Annotated in this window: 14 protein-coding genes; 8 read left to right on the top strand and 6 right to left on the bottom strand. The window is 56.9% G+C overall.

The annotated features are described in order from the left end of the window. Positions 1-65 precede the first annotated feature (65 nt). The 8 genes from ASQ50_RS04715 (at position 66) to ASQ50_RS04750 (ending at position 9,455) form a co-directional block, all read left to right on the top strand. The gene (locus ASQ50_RS04715) at positions 66-1,064 is read left to right on the top strand and encodes a hypothetical protein (RefSeq protein WP_227510106.1); all 999 of its coding nucleotides are present in this window, start codon (positions 66-68) and stop codon (positions 1,062-1,064) included. A 1-nt stretch (position 1,065) separates the two neighbouring features. Next, positions 1,066-1,815, top strand: coding sequence for a tRNA (N6-threonylcarbamoyladenosine(37)-N6)-methyltransferase TrmO (tsaA, locus tag ASQ50_RS04720; protein WP_058089897.1), 750 nt, complete (start codon positions 1,066-1,068; stop codon positions 1,813-1,815). Positions 1,816-1,858: 43 nt separating this feature from the next. Further along, positions 1,859-4,213, top strand: coding sequence for a hybrid sensor histidine kinase/response regulator (locus tag ASQ50_RS04725; protein ID WP_058089896.1), 2,355 nt, complete (start codon positions 1,859-1,861; stop codon positions 4,211-4,213). 34 nt (positions 4,214-4,247) lie between these two features. After that, positions 4,248-4,436: a DNA gyrase inhibitor YacG gene (gene yacG, locus ASQ50_RS04730; protein ID WP_058089895.1), complete on the top strand. Its 189-nt coding sequence runs from the start codon at positions 4,248-4,250 to the stop codon at positions 4,434-4,436. Between the two features lie 166 nt (positions 4,437-4,602). Continuing rightward, the gene (locus ASQ50_RS04735) at positions 4,603-5,169 is read left to right on the top strand and encodes a YfaZ family outer membrane protein (RefSeq protein ID WP_058089894.1); all 567 of its coding nucleotides are present in this window, start codon (positions 4,603-4,605) and stop codon (positions 5,167-5,169) included. Positions 5,170-5,297: 128 nt separating this feature from the next. After that, on the top strand, positions 5,298-7,517 hold the full coding sequence (locus ASQ50_RS04740; RefSeq protein ID WP_058089893.1) for a hypothetical protein: 2,220 nt from the start codon (positions 5,298-5,300) through the stop codon (positions 7,515-7,517). Between the two features lie 85 nt (positions 7,518-7,602). Continuing rightward, positions 7,603-8,526 carry a glucosaminidase domain-containing protein gene (locus ASQ50_RS04745; protein WP_058089892.1) on the top strand — a complete coding sequence of 308 codons (924 nt, stop codon included), beginning with the start codon at positions 7,603-7,605 and terminating at the stop codon, positions 8,524-8,526. Positions 8,527-8,558: 32 nt separating this feature from the next. Further along, the gene (locus ASQ50_RS04750) at positions 8,559-9,455 is read left to right on the top strand and encodes an acyltransferase (protein WP_058089891.1); all 897 of its coding nucleotides are present in this window, start codon (positions 8,559-8,561) and stop codon (positions 9,453-9,455) included. Here ASQ50_RS04750 and ASQ50_RS04755 read toward each other — a convergent pair whose 3' ends face one another. The 6 genes from ASQ50_RS04755 to zapE all read right to left on the bottom strand — a co-directional run bounded on the left by ASQ50_RS04755 (position 9,456) and on the right by zapE (position 20,524). Continuing rightward, a complete protein-coding gene (locus tag ASQ50_RS04755) occupies positions 9,456-12,143 on the bottom strand; it encodes a helix-turn-helix transcriptional regulator (RefSeq protein ID WP_058089890.1) in 2,688 nt (895 codons plus the stop codon). Positions 12,144-12,427: 284 nt separating this feature from the next. Continuing rightward, complete coding sequence (ltrA, locus tag ASQ50_RS04760) at positions 12,428-13,705, bottom strand: group II intron reverse transcriptase/maturase (RefSeq protein WP_068351385.1); 1,278 nt, start codon at positions 13,703-13,705, stop codon at positions 12,428-12,430. A 782-nt stretch (positions 13,706-14,487) separates the two neighbouring features. Next, entirely contained in the window at positions 14,488-15,849 is a 1,362-nt protein-coding gene (locus tag ASQ50_RS04765) for a DUF1329 domain-containing protein (protein WP_058092001.1), read from the bottom strand. A 33-nt stretch (positions 15,850-15,882) separates the two neighbouring features. Further along, positions 15,883-17,790, bottom strand: coding sequence for a DUF1302 domain-containing protein (locus ASQ50_RS04770; RefSeq protein ID WP_058092002.1), 1,908 nt, complete (start codon positions 17,788-17,790; stop codon positions 15,883-15,885). 220 nt (positions 17,791-18,010) lie between these two features. Then, a complete protein-coding gene (locus tag ASQ50_RS04775) occupies positions 18,011-19,195 on the bottom strand; it encodes a thiolase family protein (RefSeq protein WP_058092003.1) in 1,185 nt (394 codons plus the stop codon). Positions 19,196-19,426: 231 nt separating this feature from the next. Then, a complete protein-coding gene (zapE, locus tag ASQ50_RS04780; RefSeq protein ID WP_227513322.1) occupies positions 19,427-20,524 on the bottom strand; it encodes a cell division protein ZapE in 1,098 nt (365 codons plus the stop codon). Between the last annotated feature and the right edge of the window lie 61 nt (positions 20,525-20,585).

Raw genomic sequence — 20,585 nt, forward strand, 5'->3', positions numbered from 1 at the left:
ATCTGGCCGCCCCGCTTTTGTTTCATACGTTGCTGGTTTCATCGCTTGCTCATTCAGCAGAGCCAGTGTTTACAGTACGAGATTCCGCCATTCTGGATGTACTGGCACCGGAATCACTCCCATATTCGTTCTACACGTTTGAACCCGATGAATACTGGGCAGAACCAGAGGATTCCTGGTGGATGAGTCTCAGCAACTGGGTGATCCGCCAGGAACGCATTCATGGCACTACGGTCCAGAACTTTGGCGCCTGGGCTGATCGCACTTTGTCCCGATCCTCTCACTCGCTTCCAAACAACGAGAGTTATCTGAGAATCGGGTTTGCGGCAGAATCCGAGTACAGTGATCCGGCGCAATTCAAACCGGAGCTGAGGTTCCGGCTGGATGTTCCCACCACCCAGCAAAAGCTGCGCCTGGTCATTGAGAGCGAAAGCGATGAACTGATCTCGCTGGGTGAACGGGAACGGGATAGGCAACTCACGGAGCCCAACCGTACCGATACGGAAACTACCGGTGCACTGCGTTTCCTTGCACAGGTGGGCGACGCCATCAACCTGTCCACCGATGTGGGCGGCCGCCTGAGGTTGCCACCGGAAATGTTCTGGCGAACCACCGCCAGCAAGGGCTGGCAACTGGATGATGCCTGGGCGCTGAATGTACAGCAGCGGGTATACTACTACCATACCCGGGGATGGGGGGCGCGGTCATGGTTCGGCGCAGACCGGTCACTTGGCAACGGCTGGCATTTCTACACGTCATCGGAGCTCGAGTGGTTGCACCAGGACCGCAAGTTTGAAGCAGCACAAATCTTCAGCACGCGTAAACGGCTCAGCCATCGTTCCGTCCTCACCCCCAGGCTGGGGGCCCTTGGTGAAAGTCAGCCATCGTGGCGAACCACGTCCTACTTTGCCGATCTCACATGGCGTTATCGCTTGTACGAAGATTGGCTGTTTGCGGAACTGATTCCAGCCCTGGAGTTTCCCAGAGAAGAGGGTTTCAAAGATCAGGCCTCGGTGGTGTTCCGTATCGAAATGTACTTTTCAGGCATGATTGACCGACACTGATATGACCAGACCACGCCACAAATCCCGACCGGCAGACCAGGCTCTCACACTCACTCCCATTGCCATTACCCACTCCTGCTTCAAAGACAAGTTCGGGGTGCCACGCCAACCGGGGCTTACGCGCCATGCCCATGCCGAGCTGCTGATCCAGAGCCCGTTTGACCGGGAAGACGCCTTTCGGGGCCTGGAAACCGCCAGTCATCTGTGGCTTACATTTCAGTTCCACGAGGCCATTCGCGCCGAGTGGCGGCCGGTGGTTCGCCCCCCACGGCTAGGCGGTAACAAAAAGATTGGCGTCTTCGCCAGTCGCTCGCCTTTCAGGCCGAACAGCCTTGGTTTGTCCGTGGTCAGGAACGAGGGGTTGATTCGCAAAAACGGGCAGCTGGTTCTGCGCATCAGCGACCACGACCTGATCGAAGGCACGCCAATATTAGATATCAAACCCTATTTGCCGTTTGCCGATTCGGTGCCAGAGGCTTCCCTCGGCTGGGCAGAGTCTGCGCCCACCGAGCGCGCCGACGTGGCATTCAGCCCTGAGGCCTCCGCGCAACTGGCAACCCTGCCAGTAGAGGAATATCCGGATGTGAGGGCGCTGATCGAAGACGTCGTGAGTTATGACCCCAGGCCGTCCTTTCGCCGCGGGCGAGATGAAGAGCGCATTTACGGCGCCAACCTTTATGACCTCAATGTACGTTTCCGGTTTGTGAACGATGATTCAAAGATACGTGTGGAAGTGATATCCGTCTGTTAAACTGCTGCTGGTGATTTTGTAGTCGACACAGGGAACTTGTGCCTTGCTTTCCAACCGGTTTTTAAAGCGTTTAGGTGTTCGTCCGCTGGCTCTCCGCTTGCTGGGGTGGGTGCTGCTCTATAGCCTGATTCTGTCTCTGGTGGCGACCGGCGTGCAGATGATTGGCGAGTTTGATCGCCAGAAAACGGAACTTCAGTCGAGCCAGGAGCGGGCCGTTGAGCTGATATCCGGCAGCATGGGCACCAACCTTTGGGTAATGAACTTCAGCGAGGTGGCTAACAGCCTCGACGATATGCGGGCCATGCCCTCGGTGCAGTATGCCCGCGTAATCACCACCACGGGTGAGGAATTCAGCACTGGCCAATATCCGGAAGGCCGGGTGATTTCCCAGACATTTCCCCTTGAGTTCAATCGATCCACGTTTGACCAGCCCCGCCGGGTCGGGGAACTCACGGTTGTTTCCTCCGTTGAGCAAATCTACGAGAACGTTCTGGACCAGGCCCTGATGAACCTGTTGTTCCAGTCGCTGGTGGTGATGCTGGGCACTCTCGGCCTGTTGTTGATCGTTCGGGTAACCTTGTCCCGGCACCTGGAAACCATGGCTGATTACGCCGCCAAGCTAAACCTCGATGCCCTGGTTGACCCACTTCAGTTACGCCGAAAGCCGCCCCGCCGGCCGGATGAGCTGTCAGAGCTTGAGCAGGCCCTCAACAAGATGCGCCTGCAGATCCTGGAAGACACCCGCTCACTGCGCCAGACCACGATCAAAACCCAGGGCGAGCGCGATGAAGCCATTCGGGCCAACCATGCCAAAAACCAGTTTCTGGCCAATGTCAGCCACGAGTTGCGCATTCCGCTGCAGTCGGTGTTGGGGTACGCCAACCTTCTGACCGACACCCCACTGGATCAGGAACAGCGGGAGTATGTCAGCACACTGCTTAACGCGTCTGAAAGCCTGTCGGCCATTATCAATGACCTGCTGGATATCTCCAGTATGGAAGCCGGTAAGCTGGAACTGGAAGCCATTCCGTTCGATCTCAGGGAAACCCTCAACGATCTGATCCACATGCTGGGTTCCCGGGCCAGGGAAAAAGGCCTGGCTCTTGAAATGCGGGTTGATGAGAACCTGCCCTGGGCGATGATCGGCGACCCGGTGCGGCTACGGCAGATATTGCTCAATCTGCTCTCCAATGCCATCAAGTTTACCGATTCCGGCCATGTGCTGATCAGTATAGAAGTACTTGGGCGGAAAGAGGGTAATGTTCGCTTACGCCTTGCGGTTGAGGATACCGGCGTCGGCATTAACCCCGAAGACATCCCGCTGGTGTATGAACCCTATGTGCAGCTGGGCCAACGGTTCCAGCGGCAACTGCCCGGTGCGGGATTGGGGCTGACGATCTGCCGCCAGCTTGTTGATCTGATGGGTGGTTCCATGGATCTGGAAAGCCGCCCCGGGCAGGGCTCCACGTTCTGGGTGGAGCTGACCCTGCAGGCGGCCGGCGATGCCTCAACCCGTATTCGGCCTGACTCCCATATGGTCCGGGGGCGAAAGATCCTGGTGGTGGATTCTTACGAACTGTCACGCAAGATCACACTGGAAATGCTGTCCCGCTATGAGGTTCAGATCGAGGCAGTGAAAGCCGCCGGTGAGGCCCTGACGTCGCTACGCCAGGCCTTCGATGCCGGCGACCCATATCACGCCATCATTCTTGATGGTTTTGTGCCCGATATGGACAGCGATTTGTTATGCCGGCAGATTCGCAGTAACCCGCAATGGGCCGACATGCGGCTACTGATTCTCTCATCCAATCCTCAGCGTGGTGATGCCGAACATTTTCGTCAGGCCGGGGCGGACGCTTTCCTGAGCAAATCGCTGCGGGAATCTTATCTGATCCCCATCCTTAACCAACTGTTCCTGGACGTGGAAAAACAGGAACGCCGATTCCTGACCCGCTTTTCGCTTCAGGCAATAACCGATGTCACAGTCAAACAGCGGCAGATTCCCTGCGGCCGTATGCGCGTGCTTCTGGTTGAAGACAACCCGGTGAATCGCACCCTCACCCGTCGGCTACTGGAAAAGCTCGGCTGTGAGGTGATGACCGCCAACGACGGCCAGGCCGCGTCTGCCTTGTGGCAGTGGCATCAGTTTGACCTGGTATTTATGGATTGCGTTATGCCTCGCATGGATGGTTTTGAAGCCACCAGACGGTTGCGCCGCTGGGAAGAAGACCATCATCGGGCCAGCGTACCGGTGGTTGCGCTAACCGCCAGCGCAATGGAAGAGGACGAAGAACGCTGTCGGGCGGCCGGTATGGATGCGTTTGTTGCCAAGCCTGTCAACCTTGAAATGCTACGGGCAGTACTGGAACAATACTGCCAGGCCGCTGCTGAATCCTGAGCACCGGCATGTTACCTACAGCCCGGATTCTGATATGAATGTTGAATGCCCCACTTGCAAAAAGTCTGTCGAATGGACGGAAACCAACCCATTTCGGCCTTTCTGTTCCGAACGATGCAAACTGATTGATCTTGGCGCCTGGGCCAATGAAGAGTACCGGGTACCCGCCGAGAACGTTTCTCCGGATGACCTCGACCAGATCGACGAAGCCACCCGGCACTGAATCAGCAAGGCCACATCAGCCCGACTGACTACCCTTTCCAACGGCTTACGGGCATTTAAGTTGTGATGCGGTTGGCAGGTCGTTACCATCCTCTCAGTCATAACTATCGCTGATGCCGGCAGTTCCGGCCGGTGCGAACTCAAACGACAGCAATAAAGGTGTAAACATGAAAGTAACCCGCATCTCCGCTCTGGCGCTTTCTCTGGCAGCCGCCCCTGTGTTCGCCGCTGATCTGGATCTGAGCCTGACCAATAACTCGGCAAAGGGCCAGGTCAACTTTTTCGGCGCGCAAAACGATATTCAGCTGGGCGCAGGCTACACCTACCGTGACAGTCGCCGCCATATCGGTAACCTCGACTTTCACGCGCAAGGCCGTACCTCCATTGGTAACCTGCCAACCACAGCCGGCGTGGGCCTCAAAGGGGTCTTTTACGATGAGCGCCGCCGCAATGTGGATGGTGGCGCTGTTGGTCTGGGTGGTTTTGCCACCGTGAATGTGCCAGACGTACCCGGCCTGTCATTTAGCGGCAGCCTCCACTACGCCCCGACCATTCTGTCGTTTGGAGATTCCGACGACATGACCAGCCTGGAACTGCGCGGAAGCTACCGCGTGATTCGCAACGCAGAGGTGTTTGCCGGTTACCGCTACCTGAACACCGAGCTGGACTTTGCCGGCTCCCCAGACATCAATCTGGATGAAGGTGTGCTGGCCGGCATCAAGATTTTCTTCTAACCGCGCCATACCGATACTGAATCCGTTACCCGGCGAACAGGCGGGTAACGGATTCGTGCTACTCCTCACGCTCTCCCCCGCTTTTTGTTGCTAGGCTTCCCGGATACATACTCAACGGATTGTCTGGCATGAGACTGAACCTCCCCACCCTTCTGGCCACCACCCTGATACTCAGCGCCTGCAGTGGCGACAGCGCGATCGATGGTGCCAGGGAGATCCCGAATCGGTTCGGCAATGCCGTCAATGCCCTGGACGATTTCAGCCCTGGCAGCACCGGCGACTCCAACAACGCCCGCGGGCTCAGACCAAACGAAGTCCGGGTCACCATGGAAGTACCCGCCAGCGTTGCCCCGCAGGGTGAACCCACACGCAGGAATCTGCGGATTGTGGTGCCCGACCGTGTCGAGGTTTACCGTACGGACTATACCCTCAGGAAAGACCTTGGCACGGTGCGTTTTTCAACTGCCACGGACGACGATGGTTACCTGATCATTGCGTTTGAGGACGGTGTCCCGCTCGGGCCCGATGTTGTTATCGAAGCCTCCTATCGCGGCACCACGCTCAAAGCCCTCGCCGCCGACGCGGACCGGGATGTGAAGGTCAACCCGTTTTCCCATTACCTGGTTGTCGAGGGGCTGGGGAATTACGATGCCATCGATTTTCAAACGGTCATGAATTGTGTCAACAGCAGCCTTTGCCTGAACAAGTATGTTTGGGGCACGGTCGCGGACCAGGTGCATGACTTCGAGATCGACATCGCCACCAATGCCAGTATTGCCAGCGCCCTCGACCGGCTGGATAATCGGGCCGACTTCAAAGCCTATGTCGCGGCCATGGCCGATTATGCCCTGCTTGGCCAGGATAACTCAGACACCGTCCGCGCCAGTTCCGCCGATTACAATTCGGTCTTCCTGGGGCTGGAGCTTGGCCAGACCTTCCGGGAATCCAATGCGTTCGGTGCCGGCCAATGGGGTGTTCGTACCGCCCAGGAAGAGGCGCTCACAGACACTGGAAGTGCCTACCTTTACCCAGCGCTGACGCTTACGTCCTTTGAAGCGTTCAACATCAATGTCACTTCACTGGCCACCGACATTCCTTACGATCGGCAAACGCTGATTCATGGCACTGATAGTGGTGGCACCCAGGCTTTCTTCAACCGGAGTTCAGACCTTTGGGCCCGCAACAGTCATTCAAGTGCCCCCGGGGCAGCCACACTCACCCCACCCCGAAACGATGCCCAGAGCGGTGATGCAATGGACCCTGCCCGATTGCTGGCAGGCCGGGCCCTGTACCAGAGTGTGACCGGCCGCGACAGCAGCCGAATCACGGGGTGGACCCGAAACCCCTATTACTTGGACGCATTCACCTCCGCGCCGGCAGAGCCGGATAGCAGCCCGGACCGAGTGCTGACCAGCTATTTCTCGGCCGGCAAAGCCATTGAGCTGTTGGAAGAAGGCGGCAAACTCAAACGCCAGGACACTTTGGAAGACCACTACCTTTCTGTGTTTGAGCTCCACCTGGAGCGCAGCAGCGATTTCAGCCTGTCCATGCTGGCAGAGCAACGCTATAACCTGGTGTATATCGCGCCCAGATTCGGCAATGAAGATGACCCACTGGTTTTTGAAACAGGGCACGGCACCTGGGACACCCAAACCCCTGACGGAAACCGGCTGGCATCTGAGGTGACACTCGATCAGTTTCGGGTTGTCCGGGCCAGTCATGGCCAGGTACGAACAGAGGCGAGCTCTGGAACCGGTGATTGGAATCTGGCTAACCGATTGTCTCGCCTGAGCCAGTCAGACCAGTATATGGGCAGGTTGACCCTCTATGAAGACCAGCCCGGCGAAGCGTTTGGAACACCGGATATGGGCCTGGGCGCCGCCACACCGGACGGCTCGCTGATGGCCTTCAATCTGGATGACAGTTACCTTGGCGACGGCCTGGTGATTGCAGGGCAGGCCCCCACTACTTCACTGGTGCCGGCCCGCTACAGGCTTCAGGGGGTTATCGTTGCCATGACCGATAACACCGGTCAGATGCTCCAGATCCACAACGGTTTGCTGGAATTGGACGACGAAGGCGGTGCCACCATGAACGCTGCCGGCATTGAGATTCACCACGACATCCCATCGAGTGGCGTCTCTGAGCCGAGGCAAGCGAGCCTGGCCACCTCACTCGGCGTCACTGCCTCGGAAGACGGCGTGATCACCCTGAGCGGTGGCGAACTCACACTCGCGGGATTCTACACAGGAACAGGTGACCAGATATTTCTGACCTTGCGGGATAACACCGGCCCCGAGTTTCAGACCGGGTTACTGATAGCCACGGTGATCCCGGAATCGGACTAACAGAACCAGTACTCAGGACGCCTTCGTATAACCTGTTATAATTTCTGCCATATCGCCTGACATACCCATAAAGACGAGAGGTTTTATGACTGCAGTTACCCGGGCGCTGATGCTGTTTGTTCCTTTGGTTCTGTTTGCTACTGCTGGCGCCCTGTATGCTCCACCCGGCAGTTCTGGTGGAGACGACGATGACGAAGTGACTCTGGCATCGCTTCCCCGCCTCCCAGCCTGGGCACAGGACGACCTGCCCGACTTTTCGGTCTATCGTGATGCCACCGAACGTAAAGTCGCGTTCTTCTCGTTCCTTTACCCGCGGATTGTTCTTGCCAACTCCCGCATTCTGCTTGAACGCGAATACCTTGAGTCGCTTGCCAACAAAGCCGAGCTCTCAGATCGCGAAGAAAAATGGTTGACCGATCACGCGCAGCGCCTGAGGGTTGATGCCGAAACCGGCAGTGAAGAGCAATTTGCGCTGTTACGAAAGCGACTGGATGTTATTCCGCCATCACTGATTCTTGCCCAGGCGGCCAATGAATCTGCCTGGGGCACCTCTCGCTTTGCCACTGAGGGAAATAACCTGTTCGGTCAGTGGTGTTTCAGCAAAGGCTGTGGCCTTGTACCCCTGAGCCGTGTTGAGGGGGCCAGTCATGAGGTGGCGAAATTTTCCTCTCCCTACCAGTCCGTTCGCTCGTATATCCAGAACCTGAACCGACACCCCACCTACCAACTGGTCCGAGACCTCCGGTTGCAGAACCGCCAAGCGGAAGAGCCGCTTTCCGGACTGGAAATGGCGGAAGGCCTACTTGGCTATTCCGAACGGGGTGAGGAATATATAAAAGAGATTCGCTCCATGATTCGCTACAACAATCTTGAGTTCTATGATCAGGAATTCAGGAATTTGTTGGGAGAGCGCACCCCCGCCAAGTTCAAACAACTGGCCTCAGCGAAGGCAGATACTGCACTGCTTCCTGGCGCGGAAGGCGCCTCGGCCAGCCCGTTTGAAGGCTGACATTAAAATCTGAACCTACAGAGATAGTGCCCATGCTCAATTTCCTGCCCGCCCCGGTGAAAGGGGTTCTGGTGGTTCTGCTTATCCTGCTAAATACCATTGTTTTCCTTCCGTTCCTGCTGCTGTTTGCCATCATCAAACTGGTGATTCCGGTCACGCCCGTGCGCAAGGTCTGCACGGTGATCGTCAATGGCATCGCCTGGTACTGGATAGGCTTCAATAACACATTGGTAAAACTGTTCCACAAAGTTGAATGGGACATTCGGGGCGCTCAGGAACTCAGCCGAAAACACTGGTACTTCGTGACCTGTAACCACCAGAGCTGGACAGACATTCCGGCGATTCAGTACGTATTGAACAGCAAGATTCCCCTGCTGAAATTCTTCCTCAAGAAGCAATTGATCTGGGTACCCCTGCTGGGCGTTGCCTGGTGGGCGCTGGATTTTCCGTTCATGCATCGCCATACCAAAGAGCAGATCGCCAAACGTCCGGAACTGAAAGGCAAAGACATTGCAGCCACGCGCGCAGCCTGTGAGAAATTTCGCTATACGCCGGTGACCATTTTCAACTTTATGGAAGGCACCCGCTTTACACCAGAAAAACATGCCCGCCAGAATTCACCCTATAAAAACCTGCTGAAACCCCGCGCAGGTGGAACGGCGTTTGTATTTGGCGCCATGGGCGAGATGATTCACACCATGCTGGATGTGACCATCGTGTACCCCAACGGCAAGCCGGGCATCTGGGACTACCTGTGCGGCAGGGTAGACAAGATCATTATCGACATTCGCACCCGGGAGGTGCCAGAGCGCTTTCTGGGTATGGATTATGAGGGTAACCGGGAGCTGCGCGTGGACTTCCAGCGCTGGGTAAGCGAGATATGGGCAGAGAAAGATGCCCGGATTGAGGAGCTGAAGGCCGGGGTCTGACTAAAGCAGCCCCAACTCCCGGGCCCTCACAATGGCCTGGGTTCTGGACTTCACTTCCAGCTTGGCGTTGATTCTGCGGGCATGGGTTTTCACGGTATGCAGGGAGATGTGCAGCTTGTCTGCGATCTCCTGGTTTGACAGGCCCCTTGCAATCAGTTCCAGAACACCCTGCTCCCGGTCACTGATTGGCTCCGCGAGCGCATCGGCAACCACCACCGCGCCCTCGATACCAAACAGTTCGCCCAACGCACTGGTAAAGGGGCATTTCTCCAACCCCCTGAAGGTCTTTTCCATGAGGGGGCGTAGCTCCTGCATCAGTTCTGCGAAAGGACTGATGAAGTGCTCTCTTGCAGCCTCCCGAACGACGCTTTCCAGCTGTCGTCTACCAGCAGGCACCCCTTTCTCTTCCGTCAGGAGCACCGCATCCAGCAGGCCCGCATGCAGCAGAAGTCCCCAGGGCAGAGCGTCTTCGTACCGGTGATATACGGCAGAGAGATGCTCCCGGGCCCGAATCAGGTCTCCGTTCACCAGATCAATCCGCACCTGCAGGCAGTCCAGCAAGCCTGGGATCATCGGGAACAGTTCGGGAACACAGCCGTCCTTGCGAAAAGGCGCCAGCTTTGCCATTGCCTGGGAGGCGCTCTCCGGTTGTCCACAGGCCAACCAGCAGCTCGCTTTCAGCGCTTCAAGTACCGGCAGATAAACAGACTCGTCAACCTGCCAGGAATGCATGGTTCGTTCCGCACGGCCAATCCATACAAAGGCATCGTCCATACGGCCCTGAGCCCGACACATCAGAACCCTCAACGCCATAGCCAACAGCAGCCCCAGATCCCGGGTTTGCTCCGCATGCCGGGCGCAGCTAACCAACAGACGATCGGCCTCTTTCAGGCGGCCTTTATGCCAGAGCACCAGAACCAGATTCAGCTGTAACCGTGTTTCCCCAATCCGGGCAGGCCGGCTGAGCTCCTGCATGGCGGTATCCAGCCCGGTGCGCAAAAGCTGTTCTGCGTGCCCCAGAGCACCCTTGCCCAGCTCAATTCTGGCGTGAGCGTAGACCGCCAGAGCTTCAGAACCAGAGTCGCCAGCTTCCCGAGCCAACTTTGCCGCAATTCGATTGGCATCCCGCGCTGCCTGAAAATACCCACCAGCGCACAAGGCACTGGACCTGACAATTTGAGTCACCAGCTGCGCCTGGGTTGACAAGCCTCCCGTCGCCAGCGCCTTGTCAGCCATCTCAAGCGCAGGTGCCACAAAGCCCTCTCCCCGGAGGATAAACGCTTTAAGGGCATATATTCGGGCTGCCTGTTCTTTCAGGTCTGACACACTGAAGGATTCAAGCAACTCTCGAGCCTGGCGGAATTGGCCGCCAATCGCGTGAACCCAGCCATAGACAATTCGCAGCCGGGCACTCCGCTCCAGCAACTGAGCAGGCAGGCTTCGTCGCAGCGTCAGCAACGATGCTGTGTCTTGCCCCAACAGCAGTGCCTCGGTGCCCTCGGACGCGATGCGTATAACCTCATCATTGTCACCCGCCTGCAACGCGTACTTGAGCGCCTCCGGAAACTGCTCCCGCTGCCCAAACCAACGGCTTGCCATCAGCATGCGGGTGGCGTAACCGCCCATCGCGGGTGCCTGCAACCAGGCCTGAAGTAACGGGTTCAGACGATACCAGCGGCCCCTCCCCGGCACCTGCTTTAATGGCAGTCCGCGTTCTGCCGCCGACGATGGCGGCATATCCGGCTCTGCGGTGGTGCCCTCCAGCGTCAGGAACAGCTCATCTGAACAGCTTTCGAGCTCCGCCATCACTCGCAAACTGCGAACCTGTGACTGCGCCAGCGGCGCAAGCACGGTGCTCTTGATAAACCGTTCCACGGACTCGGTTTCGTGAACCGGCTTTCTTTCATCGCCACGAGCGAGCTCACGAAGGTACAGGGCCAGTGGGGTTGGCCAGCCTTCCGTCAGGTTGTACAGGTGGTCGATGGCCACGCTGGTAATCAGGCGTTCATCACGTGCTTGCTGAAAAAACTCGAACGTTTCAGACCGGGAGAACTCGAGGCGATCCACAGATAAGTGCTGGTAGACACCCTGCAGATCCAGCGTGTGGCTTTCAAACGGCAGGGGTAAACGTGATGCCATCACCACCGCCAGGTTGCCCGGAATGTCTGTGGCTAGCTGATGGAGTAATCCCACCACCGCCGGGTTCGTCAGGTGGTGTAGATTATCCAGAACCAGTACATCCCGATTGGATTCCTCCTTTCGGGTTTTGGTGACCAGAAGAAAAGACAGATGATCCTGGAAAGTACCGCCACTTGGCGCGGCGACGTCAGAAAGACCAAGGGCCGTGGCCAACAGCGAGAGAAAACGGGAAGGGGCGTTGTCACCGCCGTTAAGTGTAACCCAGCGAACACTGGCATCCTGCGTAGCATTCAGCGCGCTCACCAGGGAGTGGGTTTTCCCATAACCACTGGGCGCCTCCAGAAACAGCAAACGCCCTGGCGACATAGCCGCCAGGATCTGCTGATCCAGCTCGGGCCGGATTAGCCTGGTGTCGGGAATGGCCGGAATCTGAAGCCTGTGCTCCAGAAGATCCCGCACCAGCTCCCCGTGCGCCAGGCCATTGTTGGCGGACTGAAATTCATCGTTGGCTGCAAAGCCATCATTATAGGATTTCACGCACTGCCCCATTGAAAACCGGCTTACTGCTATCGACAGGCCGGCGTAAAAAGAATCTTCTTTTCACGGATTATGGCTTGGCGTCCTGCATCGGGTACGCCTTTAGTATGAGTTACTGGCAAGAAGGTTAAACCAAAGGGGGGGAAGCTGCAAAAAATTGACGTGTAAAAAGTTTGTCAGTGGCAGATTTCTAACACCAAAAGTTCGGTTACAGCCACAAACGAGTAGGGTGAGGCGTCACCGCCTCATCCCTCTCACAGAACCGTACATACGGACCACGTATACGGCTCATGCCATTAACTTGCCCTGAACTCGGGGACAGGGATGCCGGTTCGTACTTTGGTCAGATCCATCAACCTCAGCTCATTGTGCAGATAGGCGTTGGGTAAGGCCAGGCTTGCCAGCGGTGAAGCCGCATTACGCCAGCTTTGCATCTTGATGAACTTAAACGGCGGGCGATAGCCCAGCTGTTTCAGCCTCCGATGCAACCGGCCCGGCTTCTTCCACTGCTTGAGCTGGATGCAGCGCAGGCGCCGCCTTAACCAACTCATCACCTGCTTCAGCACCCTCGCGCAGTTCGCCACCCGGAAGTAGTTGGCAAAGCCCCGTAGCACCGGATTCAGCTCGCGGATAATCGCCGCAAGCCCGATGCCCCGGTTACGCTTTGTCAGCGCTTTCAGCTTCTGCTTGAGTTTCACCACCTTCTTGTCCTGGATGCGGGTGTAGTTCGTGTAGATCACCACGCCCAGGAACTTTACCCCCTCATCGCTGTGGGCGATGTGGGTCTTGGTGACGTTCACCGTCAGCTTCAGCTCTTCTTCCAGATAGCGTTGGGCCACCCGTAACGCATTCTCCGCGCCCGCTCGTGAGCCGCACAGGATCAGGATGTCGTCCGCGTAGCGGACGATCCGGTGCCCCCGCGCTTTCATGAACTGGTCGAAGGCGTCCAGGTAGGCGTTTGCGATCAGCGGACTGATCACGCCACCCTGAGGGCTTCCCAGTTCCGTCTCTTCGAGGTGGTATCCCACCATCACGCCACTTTCCAGGAACTGGCGCAGCAGTGACAGGACACTGCCGTCCGTGATCCGTTGGCGGAACTGGCGGATGATCAGGTCATGGTTGAGCGTGTCGAAGCATTTCGACAGGTCCATGTCCACAACCCAGTCACGCCGGTATCGGCGGATAAACAACTCCGCCTTGCCGATGGCGTGGTGACCACTGCGTCCCGGACGATACCCGTAACTCGACGGGTGGAAATCCGGCTCGAAGATCGGTTCGATAATACGGCGCAGCGCCTGTTGCACAACCCGGTCCCGAACCGTCGGAATGCCCAGCAGACGCTCACCGCCGTCATCCTTGGCGATGGCTACGCGTCTGACTGGCTGCGCCCGATAGCGCTTTTCCTTCAGCTCGAGCAACAGGCACGACAGCTCCACCTCCAGATTCGCCTCAAACCCACTCAGGCTCTGCCCATCGATTCCGGCCGCGCCCTTGTTGCGTTTGATGTGTCTGAAGGCTTCATACAGGCGCTGTTTTGACAGCAATTGCCCGTACAGACTGTAGTATTTCCTCATGCCTGCTCATCTCCGCGATGACGGCTTCGAGGGTTGGCTTGGCTGCCGGTGTGTTTCAAGCGATCCGCCCGGGTGCTAGCGCTCAGGCAATCTGCCGCCACGGTATCGCTCTACTCCCTTGTTCGGAGAACACCAGAGCCACTGCGTTCCCGCAGTACCCCAGTGCACGTCCCTGCCCCGTCGGGCAGCTTGTGAACACAGCGTCCACCTCTCACTCGTCGTCCGTCATTCTCGTTAATGACTTCCGCCCTTCGCATCCGATCAGAGCTTTTGACCCTGACCGGTCCGCTGAACCTCCGTCAGCGGTCATTCCGGTTTTATCCTCCACGCTGTTACCAGGCTTCTCAGGCCGGAACTTCCTCACTACTACGGCTTCATCTGCCACCTCGCACCAACTGCGGCCTCGGCTTTCACCTTGCGCCACAGCCTCCGACAACGCCGGATTCGGTGTCAGGCTTCCCCGGTTACTGCACCGGCTCCCTGTTAACGATGCCACCCTCAAACACAGCCCAGGTCTGACTGAGTATCGGGCGTCGCGTTATTTCGCACGCTGGCCCACCTGACCTGCCGAAGCAGGTTCACTTGCGTTGTGTACCGTTAACTTCCTATGGCTTCCTTCAGACCCCACCGTTGGCCAGTGACGCCCTTGCCAGTCGGATTGTCTTCCCCTCAGTCGGGGTGACGCCATCTTCTTTCAGATGGCCGGGTTTGCCGGCTTCGCCGGGCAAACAAAAAACGGCGGACCAAGGGTCCGCCGTTTCAGCTACTACTACGCCCGTCTGTTACCGGGTGCCTGCCCGGCGAAGCGCCGCCGGCGTGTAGTCCCGTGACTGACGCTCAACGCCGAACGTGTACGGGTTGTTTTCTTCGTTGGTCAGGCCCAAAGCGAGGTAGCGACCAGACAGAAGATCATACAGAACCTCGATGGCGTACCAAGGCACGTCCTGATCATAGAACTGCATGCCATGTGCCTCGGCGACACGCCACAGCTCTCCACGACCGTCGTAATGATCAATGACTGACGCCTGCCAGGAGTCTTCGTTCAGGTAGAAATCACGCTGTGCGTATACATGACGCTCACCGTCTTTCAGAGTAGCGCGAACGTGCCATACCCGATGCAACTCATAGCGGGCCAGGTCCTGATTAATATGGCCGGCCTTGATGATGTCGTTATAGGTCAGACTGCGATCAACAAGCTTGTAAGAGTTGTAGGGGATGTACATCTCTTTTTTGCCAACCAGCTCCCAGTTATAGCGATCCGGTGCGCCGTTGAACATGTCGAAGTTATCAGAAGTACGCATGCCATCAGCGGCAGTACCCGGACCATCGTAAGCCACCTGCGGGGCGCGACGAACGCGACGCTGGCCAGCGTTGTAAATCCAGGCGCGGCGTGGTTCTTTCACCTGATCAAGCGTCTCGTGAACCAGGAGTACGTTACCCGCAAGACGGGCCGGAGCAGTAATGGCCTGCTTGAAGTAAAACAGCACGTTATCATCCTGACCCGGTTGGTAGTCTGTCAGATAACGGTTCCAGGTCAGCTCATCCTGGAATTTGACCACTGAGAAAGCACCGTTGGTGGTTGGCGTGACCTGGCCCACGTTACGCTGAACCGAACCACCACGATATCGAGTGATGTGATTCCAGATCGCTTCCAGACCGTTCTGGGGAATCGGGAAAGGCGTTGCGTTGGCGTAGTTACCAATGCCATTTCCACCCTGAATCAGCTCGGAACGGGTAGCGTTCTTGACAGTCTCATCCATGATGTCCTGAGGATAGACAGCAGTCCGGTGAGTCGGATAAACCGGCATTTTGTAGCTGGGATACTGTCTGATCATGGCAACCTGTCCCGGGGACAGTTTATCTGCGTACTGATCCACGTTGCTCTGATCAATCACAAACTTTGGCTGCTCGTTAGGAAATGGGTTTACGTAAATGCCATCCCCTTTGTAGCCCGCCGGCGGTGTGGTCAAGCCACCTGTCCACGCGGGGATGTCACCGCCGTTACCTGCGCGCTCTGCACCCATCGGTGTCAGCGTATCGCCCAGCTTGGCTGCTTCCTCAGCAGAAACCGCGCCCCAGGCCTGGCCCGCAAAGAGACTTGCAGCCAGAACGCCGGTGGCCAGTAGTTTCTTGTTCAGTTTCATTTAAATTACCTCGTTAAACGAATTCGGTCCGGTTCAGAATGAGTAGGAGACGCTAGCACTCACGAAATCACGGTCGGTCAACTCGTTATACGGCTTGCCACCGAAAAAGTTTGTGTAACCAATGTTGCCGGTGATTTTGTTCTGGTAAACCGCCTCCAGGGACAGGCCGATTGCCTTGTTACCCTCGTTGAAGGCGCCGCCTGGCTGAGGCGCATAACCTTTCACGTCGTGGCTCCACGCCAATTGCGGCGACAGGTTGATACCCGCAAATACGTTGGGGTAATCCCACACCAGGCGCGAACGGTAGCCCCAGGAGAACGAAGTAGTGAAGCCTTCGTTGTTGCAGTAATTGGTGTTGATATTAGCTCCACCAGCACAGACATCCGCACCGCCGAGCGATTCCAACGGAATCTGCCCAACACCGAAGGTGCCCGAGCGGCCATAACGTGCTTCGGAATAGTCTGGCAGATCATGGACGTAGGTGGCACCAAATTCCGTGATCAAAGACAAACGACTAGCGCCCATCACTTGGTCGAAGAACTTGATCAGCGTGAACTGAGCCTGCGAAACCTTAAAGCGGTCATAACCATCCACAACCTTGCCGGCAAGATTGCCGCCACCGGACTCTGCCAGGCGCTGACGCTCCAGCAAGCTCAACGGGGTCTGGTTGCCATCTGCGGCAGTACGCGATTGCACGCCACCGAGAAGCAATTCAAACGCGTTCCACTGAATTGGAACGTTCTCGCGGAAGCTGTACTCCGCACCAAGCGACCAGCCTCCGGGGGTGGTCGTGTTGACGCTAATGCCGTACAGATTAATGTTCTCCGGATACTCTATAAAGTAGCTCGGGAACGTTGAGTTCGGTAAATTCGGGTCGTTCTGCTGCGTGCCACTCGGGGATGCCGGGTTATTAACCACACCACTCACATATGGAAGCCGGCTGTTGTACTTGATGTAGTAAAACCCGAATTCAGAGTCGTTCAGCGAGGGAACGTACCACCGGAATGCCACACCGAACTGGTCTTTGGAATCTGCCTCTTTATCGGCCAGACGCGGTGCAACAAAGCCCTGGGCCAATGCCTGCGAGTCCGGCAACTGGCCAGCCAATAACACCGGGCCGCAACCGTCAGCGGCGAAGTCATTGGTGGAGAAGAAGGTACCACAATCGTCTGGGCGAACAGGCTCCCAATCCGCTTGCACGAACGCCTCAACAGAAACCGTATCTGTCAGGCCAACAGAAACATAAAACATTTCTACTGGCAGAAGCGCGTCTTTCAATTCTGACCCTGGGGCACGGAAGGCAGGTACATCAATGGGGTTGATGGTATTGATACCACCCTGGATAAAGGTACTCTCACCCCAGCTGACTACTTGCTTGCCGTAACGGGCACTGACCGGCATGTTGGCAACATACCAGTCGGTAAAAACGTACGCATCGAGTATTTCACCACCGGAAGCATTGGCCTTGGCGCGGTCATTCAGCTCTCGCTGCTGCCCTACATCGTCAGTCGCCCGGCCTTCATCTTTCAGTTCGAAGTCATACCAGTAACGACCACGTACCAGACCACCCACGCGAGTCAGAACGTTGCTGTCCACGGAGTAATCAAGGAACAACTCACTGTTACCTTTAACAATCTTCGAGTAGGTATCGCCTTTATCAAAGTTCAGGTTACCGTCGTCATAGTTGTTGGTGGACGCACCAATATTGGCAAGCGGCTGACCCGGAGCGTACTCGGGGCCAAGGTTGCCCTGACCAATCAGGCGCCTGTCCCGATCTTGAGTTCTCCAACCCACACCAGCTGACAACGTGGTATTGAACTGCGCTTCAACATCTCCCACATAAAAGGATATAGCAGAGGCCGGGGCGGATACGCCGGCGGCTATGGCGACGGCAAGCGGTAACTTGGTCCAACGCTGCCACGGTTGAGTTTTTCTTGTCATTGGAAGGCTACTCCGTTGTTGTTCTGAGTCGCTGCTCGGTTGTTCTGATTTTGGTGTCTTGGCGGCTGTGCATACAGTGCCGTGATGCTTGCACTATAGCTAAGGCCTTTGGGGGCTTTGATCAGTCAAAAGTATGATTTTGCTGTCACTCTCCGTTTAGCCGTGTTCTCGCACTCCCTCACTATAGACAAGATTCGGGAGTGCAACCACTTTGACTGTATTACAGAACTTCGATGGCCATGGCGGTGGCTTCACCCCCGCCAATACACAGTGCGGCAACGCCCTTTTTCTTTCCGTAGTGCTTGAGGGCATGCATCAGAGTTACCAGCAGGCGGGAGCCGGTGGAGCCTACCGGATGACCCTGGGCGCAGGCGCCGCCGTGCACGTTTACCTTGGCCGGGTCCAGACCGAGCTCTTTGATCGGCATCATGGCAACCATGGCGAAGGCTTCATTGATTTCGAAAAGATCAACGTCGTCTTTGGTCCAGCCGGTTTTCTTGAACAGCGTTTCAATGGCGCCCACCGGGGCGCAGGTGAACTCACTCGGGTGCTGAGACTGGGTGCTATGGGCCACGATACGGGCCATCGGCTTCAGGCCGCGTTTTTCCGCTTCGGACTCACGCATCAGAACCAGAGCGGAAGATCCGTCAGAAATAGAGGAAGCGTTTGCTGCAGTCACGGTGCCATCTTTGGCAAATGCCGGGCGCAGGGTCGGGATTTTCTCAATATTGGCCGCGTGTGGCTGCTCATCATCTTCAACAACCACCTCGCCCTTGCGGGTTTTAACGGTAACCGGAATGATCTCGTCTTTAAGCAGGCCTTCCTCAATCGCTTTCTTGGCACGGGTCAGTGACTGGATGGCGTACTCATCCATATCTTCCCGGCTATAGCCCTTTTTGTCCGCCATTTCCTGGGCAAAAGAACCCATCAGCCGACCGGTTTCCGCATCTTCCAGACCGTCCAGGAACATATGATCCTCCGGAGCCTGACCAGGCCCCATACGGTAGCCCTGGCGGGCACCAAGCAGCACGTAAGGCGCGTTGGACATGCTTTCCATACCGCCAGCGACCATGATGTCGTTGGTGCCTGCCTTGATCAGGTCATGCGCCAGCATGGCCGCTTTCATGCCCGAGCCGCACAGCTTGTTGATGGTGGTGGCACCCGTGCTGTCCGGCAGGCCGGCCTTGCGCATGGCCTGGCGGGCCGGGCCCTGCTTGAGACCGGCAGGTAGCACGTTACCCATGATGACTTCCTGAATATCCGCGGGCTGCAGGCCAGCGCGCTTGACGGCTTCGGCAATGGAAATAGCGCCCAGTTCGGGGGCGGATACAGGGGCGAGACTGCCCATAAATCCGCCCATGGGAGTGCGTACGCCGCTTACGATGACTACGTTGTCTTGGCTCATTTGTGACCTCTCTTGGTAACGGGTCTGTCCCCGGAGGGGGACTGACCCACTTTTATGAAGCTGGGCTCTAAAATGGGTCAGTCCCCGTTCGGGGACAGACCCTTTGACAGACCTCTTTTGTGGAGCTGGATTCCAAAATGGGTCAGTCCCCGTTCGGGGACAGACCCTTTGACAGACCTCTTTTCTGGAGCTGGGTTCCAAAATGGGTCAGTCCCCGTTCGGGGACAGACCCTATGGCTTATGGGGCGCTTCCAGGTATTCCCGGGATTGCATTTCCAGCAGGCGGGATTCGGTGCGCTCGAATTCGAAGCTCAGGCGGCCGCCGGTGTAGAGCTCGGTGATCGGGGCGGCTGCCGAGATGATGACTTTGACGTTTCGGTCGTAGAACTCGTCAATCATATTGATAAATCGACGAGCCTGGTCGTCATTGTTTTTACCAAGCTGAGGCACGTTGCTGATGATGATGGCGTGGAACTGACGCGCCATTTCGATGTAGTCGTTCTGGCTGCGTGGGCCATCGCACACGGATTTGAAATCAAACCACACCACGTCGTCTGCGTGGGCCTCCGCCGGAATTTTGCGGCCGTTGATTTCCATGGTTTTGCTGTGCTTGCCTGCCTCGACCGCCAGGGCATCAAAGCTGGTGCGCAGGCTCACATCGGCCTGATCGTCCAACGGGCAATGGTAAAGCTCTGCCTGCTCAAGGGTTCTCAACCGGTAGTCCACGCCGCCGTCGACGTTCACCACATCGGTATGCTGCTTTACCAGCTCGATCGCCGGCAGGAAACGGGCCCGTTGCAAGCCATCCTTATAGAGGCCATCAGGCACGATGTTCGATGTGCACACGAGCGTAACACCGCGACCAAACAGGCCATCCATCAGCGTAGCGAGAATCATCGCATCGCCGATATCGGAGACGAAGAACTCATCAAAGCAGATGACACGGGTCTCATCCGCAAACTTTTTGGCCACCCTGTCCAGCGGATTTTTCTCGCCCTTGAGCTGCTTCAGTTCGTTGTGAACCCGCTGCATGAAGCGATGAAAATGCACCCGCATTTTGCGATCAAACGGCAACGCTTCATAGAAAGTGTCCATCAGATAGGTCTTGCCGCGGCCGACACCACCCCAGAAATACAGCCCCTTGACCGGGTCTTCCTTGCCCTTTTTCAATTTACGGCGCAGCTTTGCCAGACCTTTCTGGCGCCCACTTTCGGCATCGACCAGTTTGTCGTACAGTGACTGAAGGCGTAGGACGGCATCTTCCTGGGCCGGGTCTTTGTGAAAGTCCGGGCGTTCAAGATCCTTCTGGTAACGCTCCCAAGGGCTCAGGTTCGCGACGGTTTCAGAAGACATGGCTGCTGTCATCAGGGTTTCCCGGGATTGTAATGGT

The sequence above is a fragment of the Marinobacter sp. LQ44 genome, assembly GCF_001447155.2.
GTDB lineage: Bacteria > Pseudomonadota > Gammaproteobacteria > Pseudomonadales > Oleiphilaceae > Marinobacter.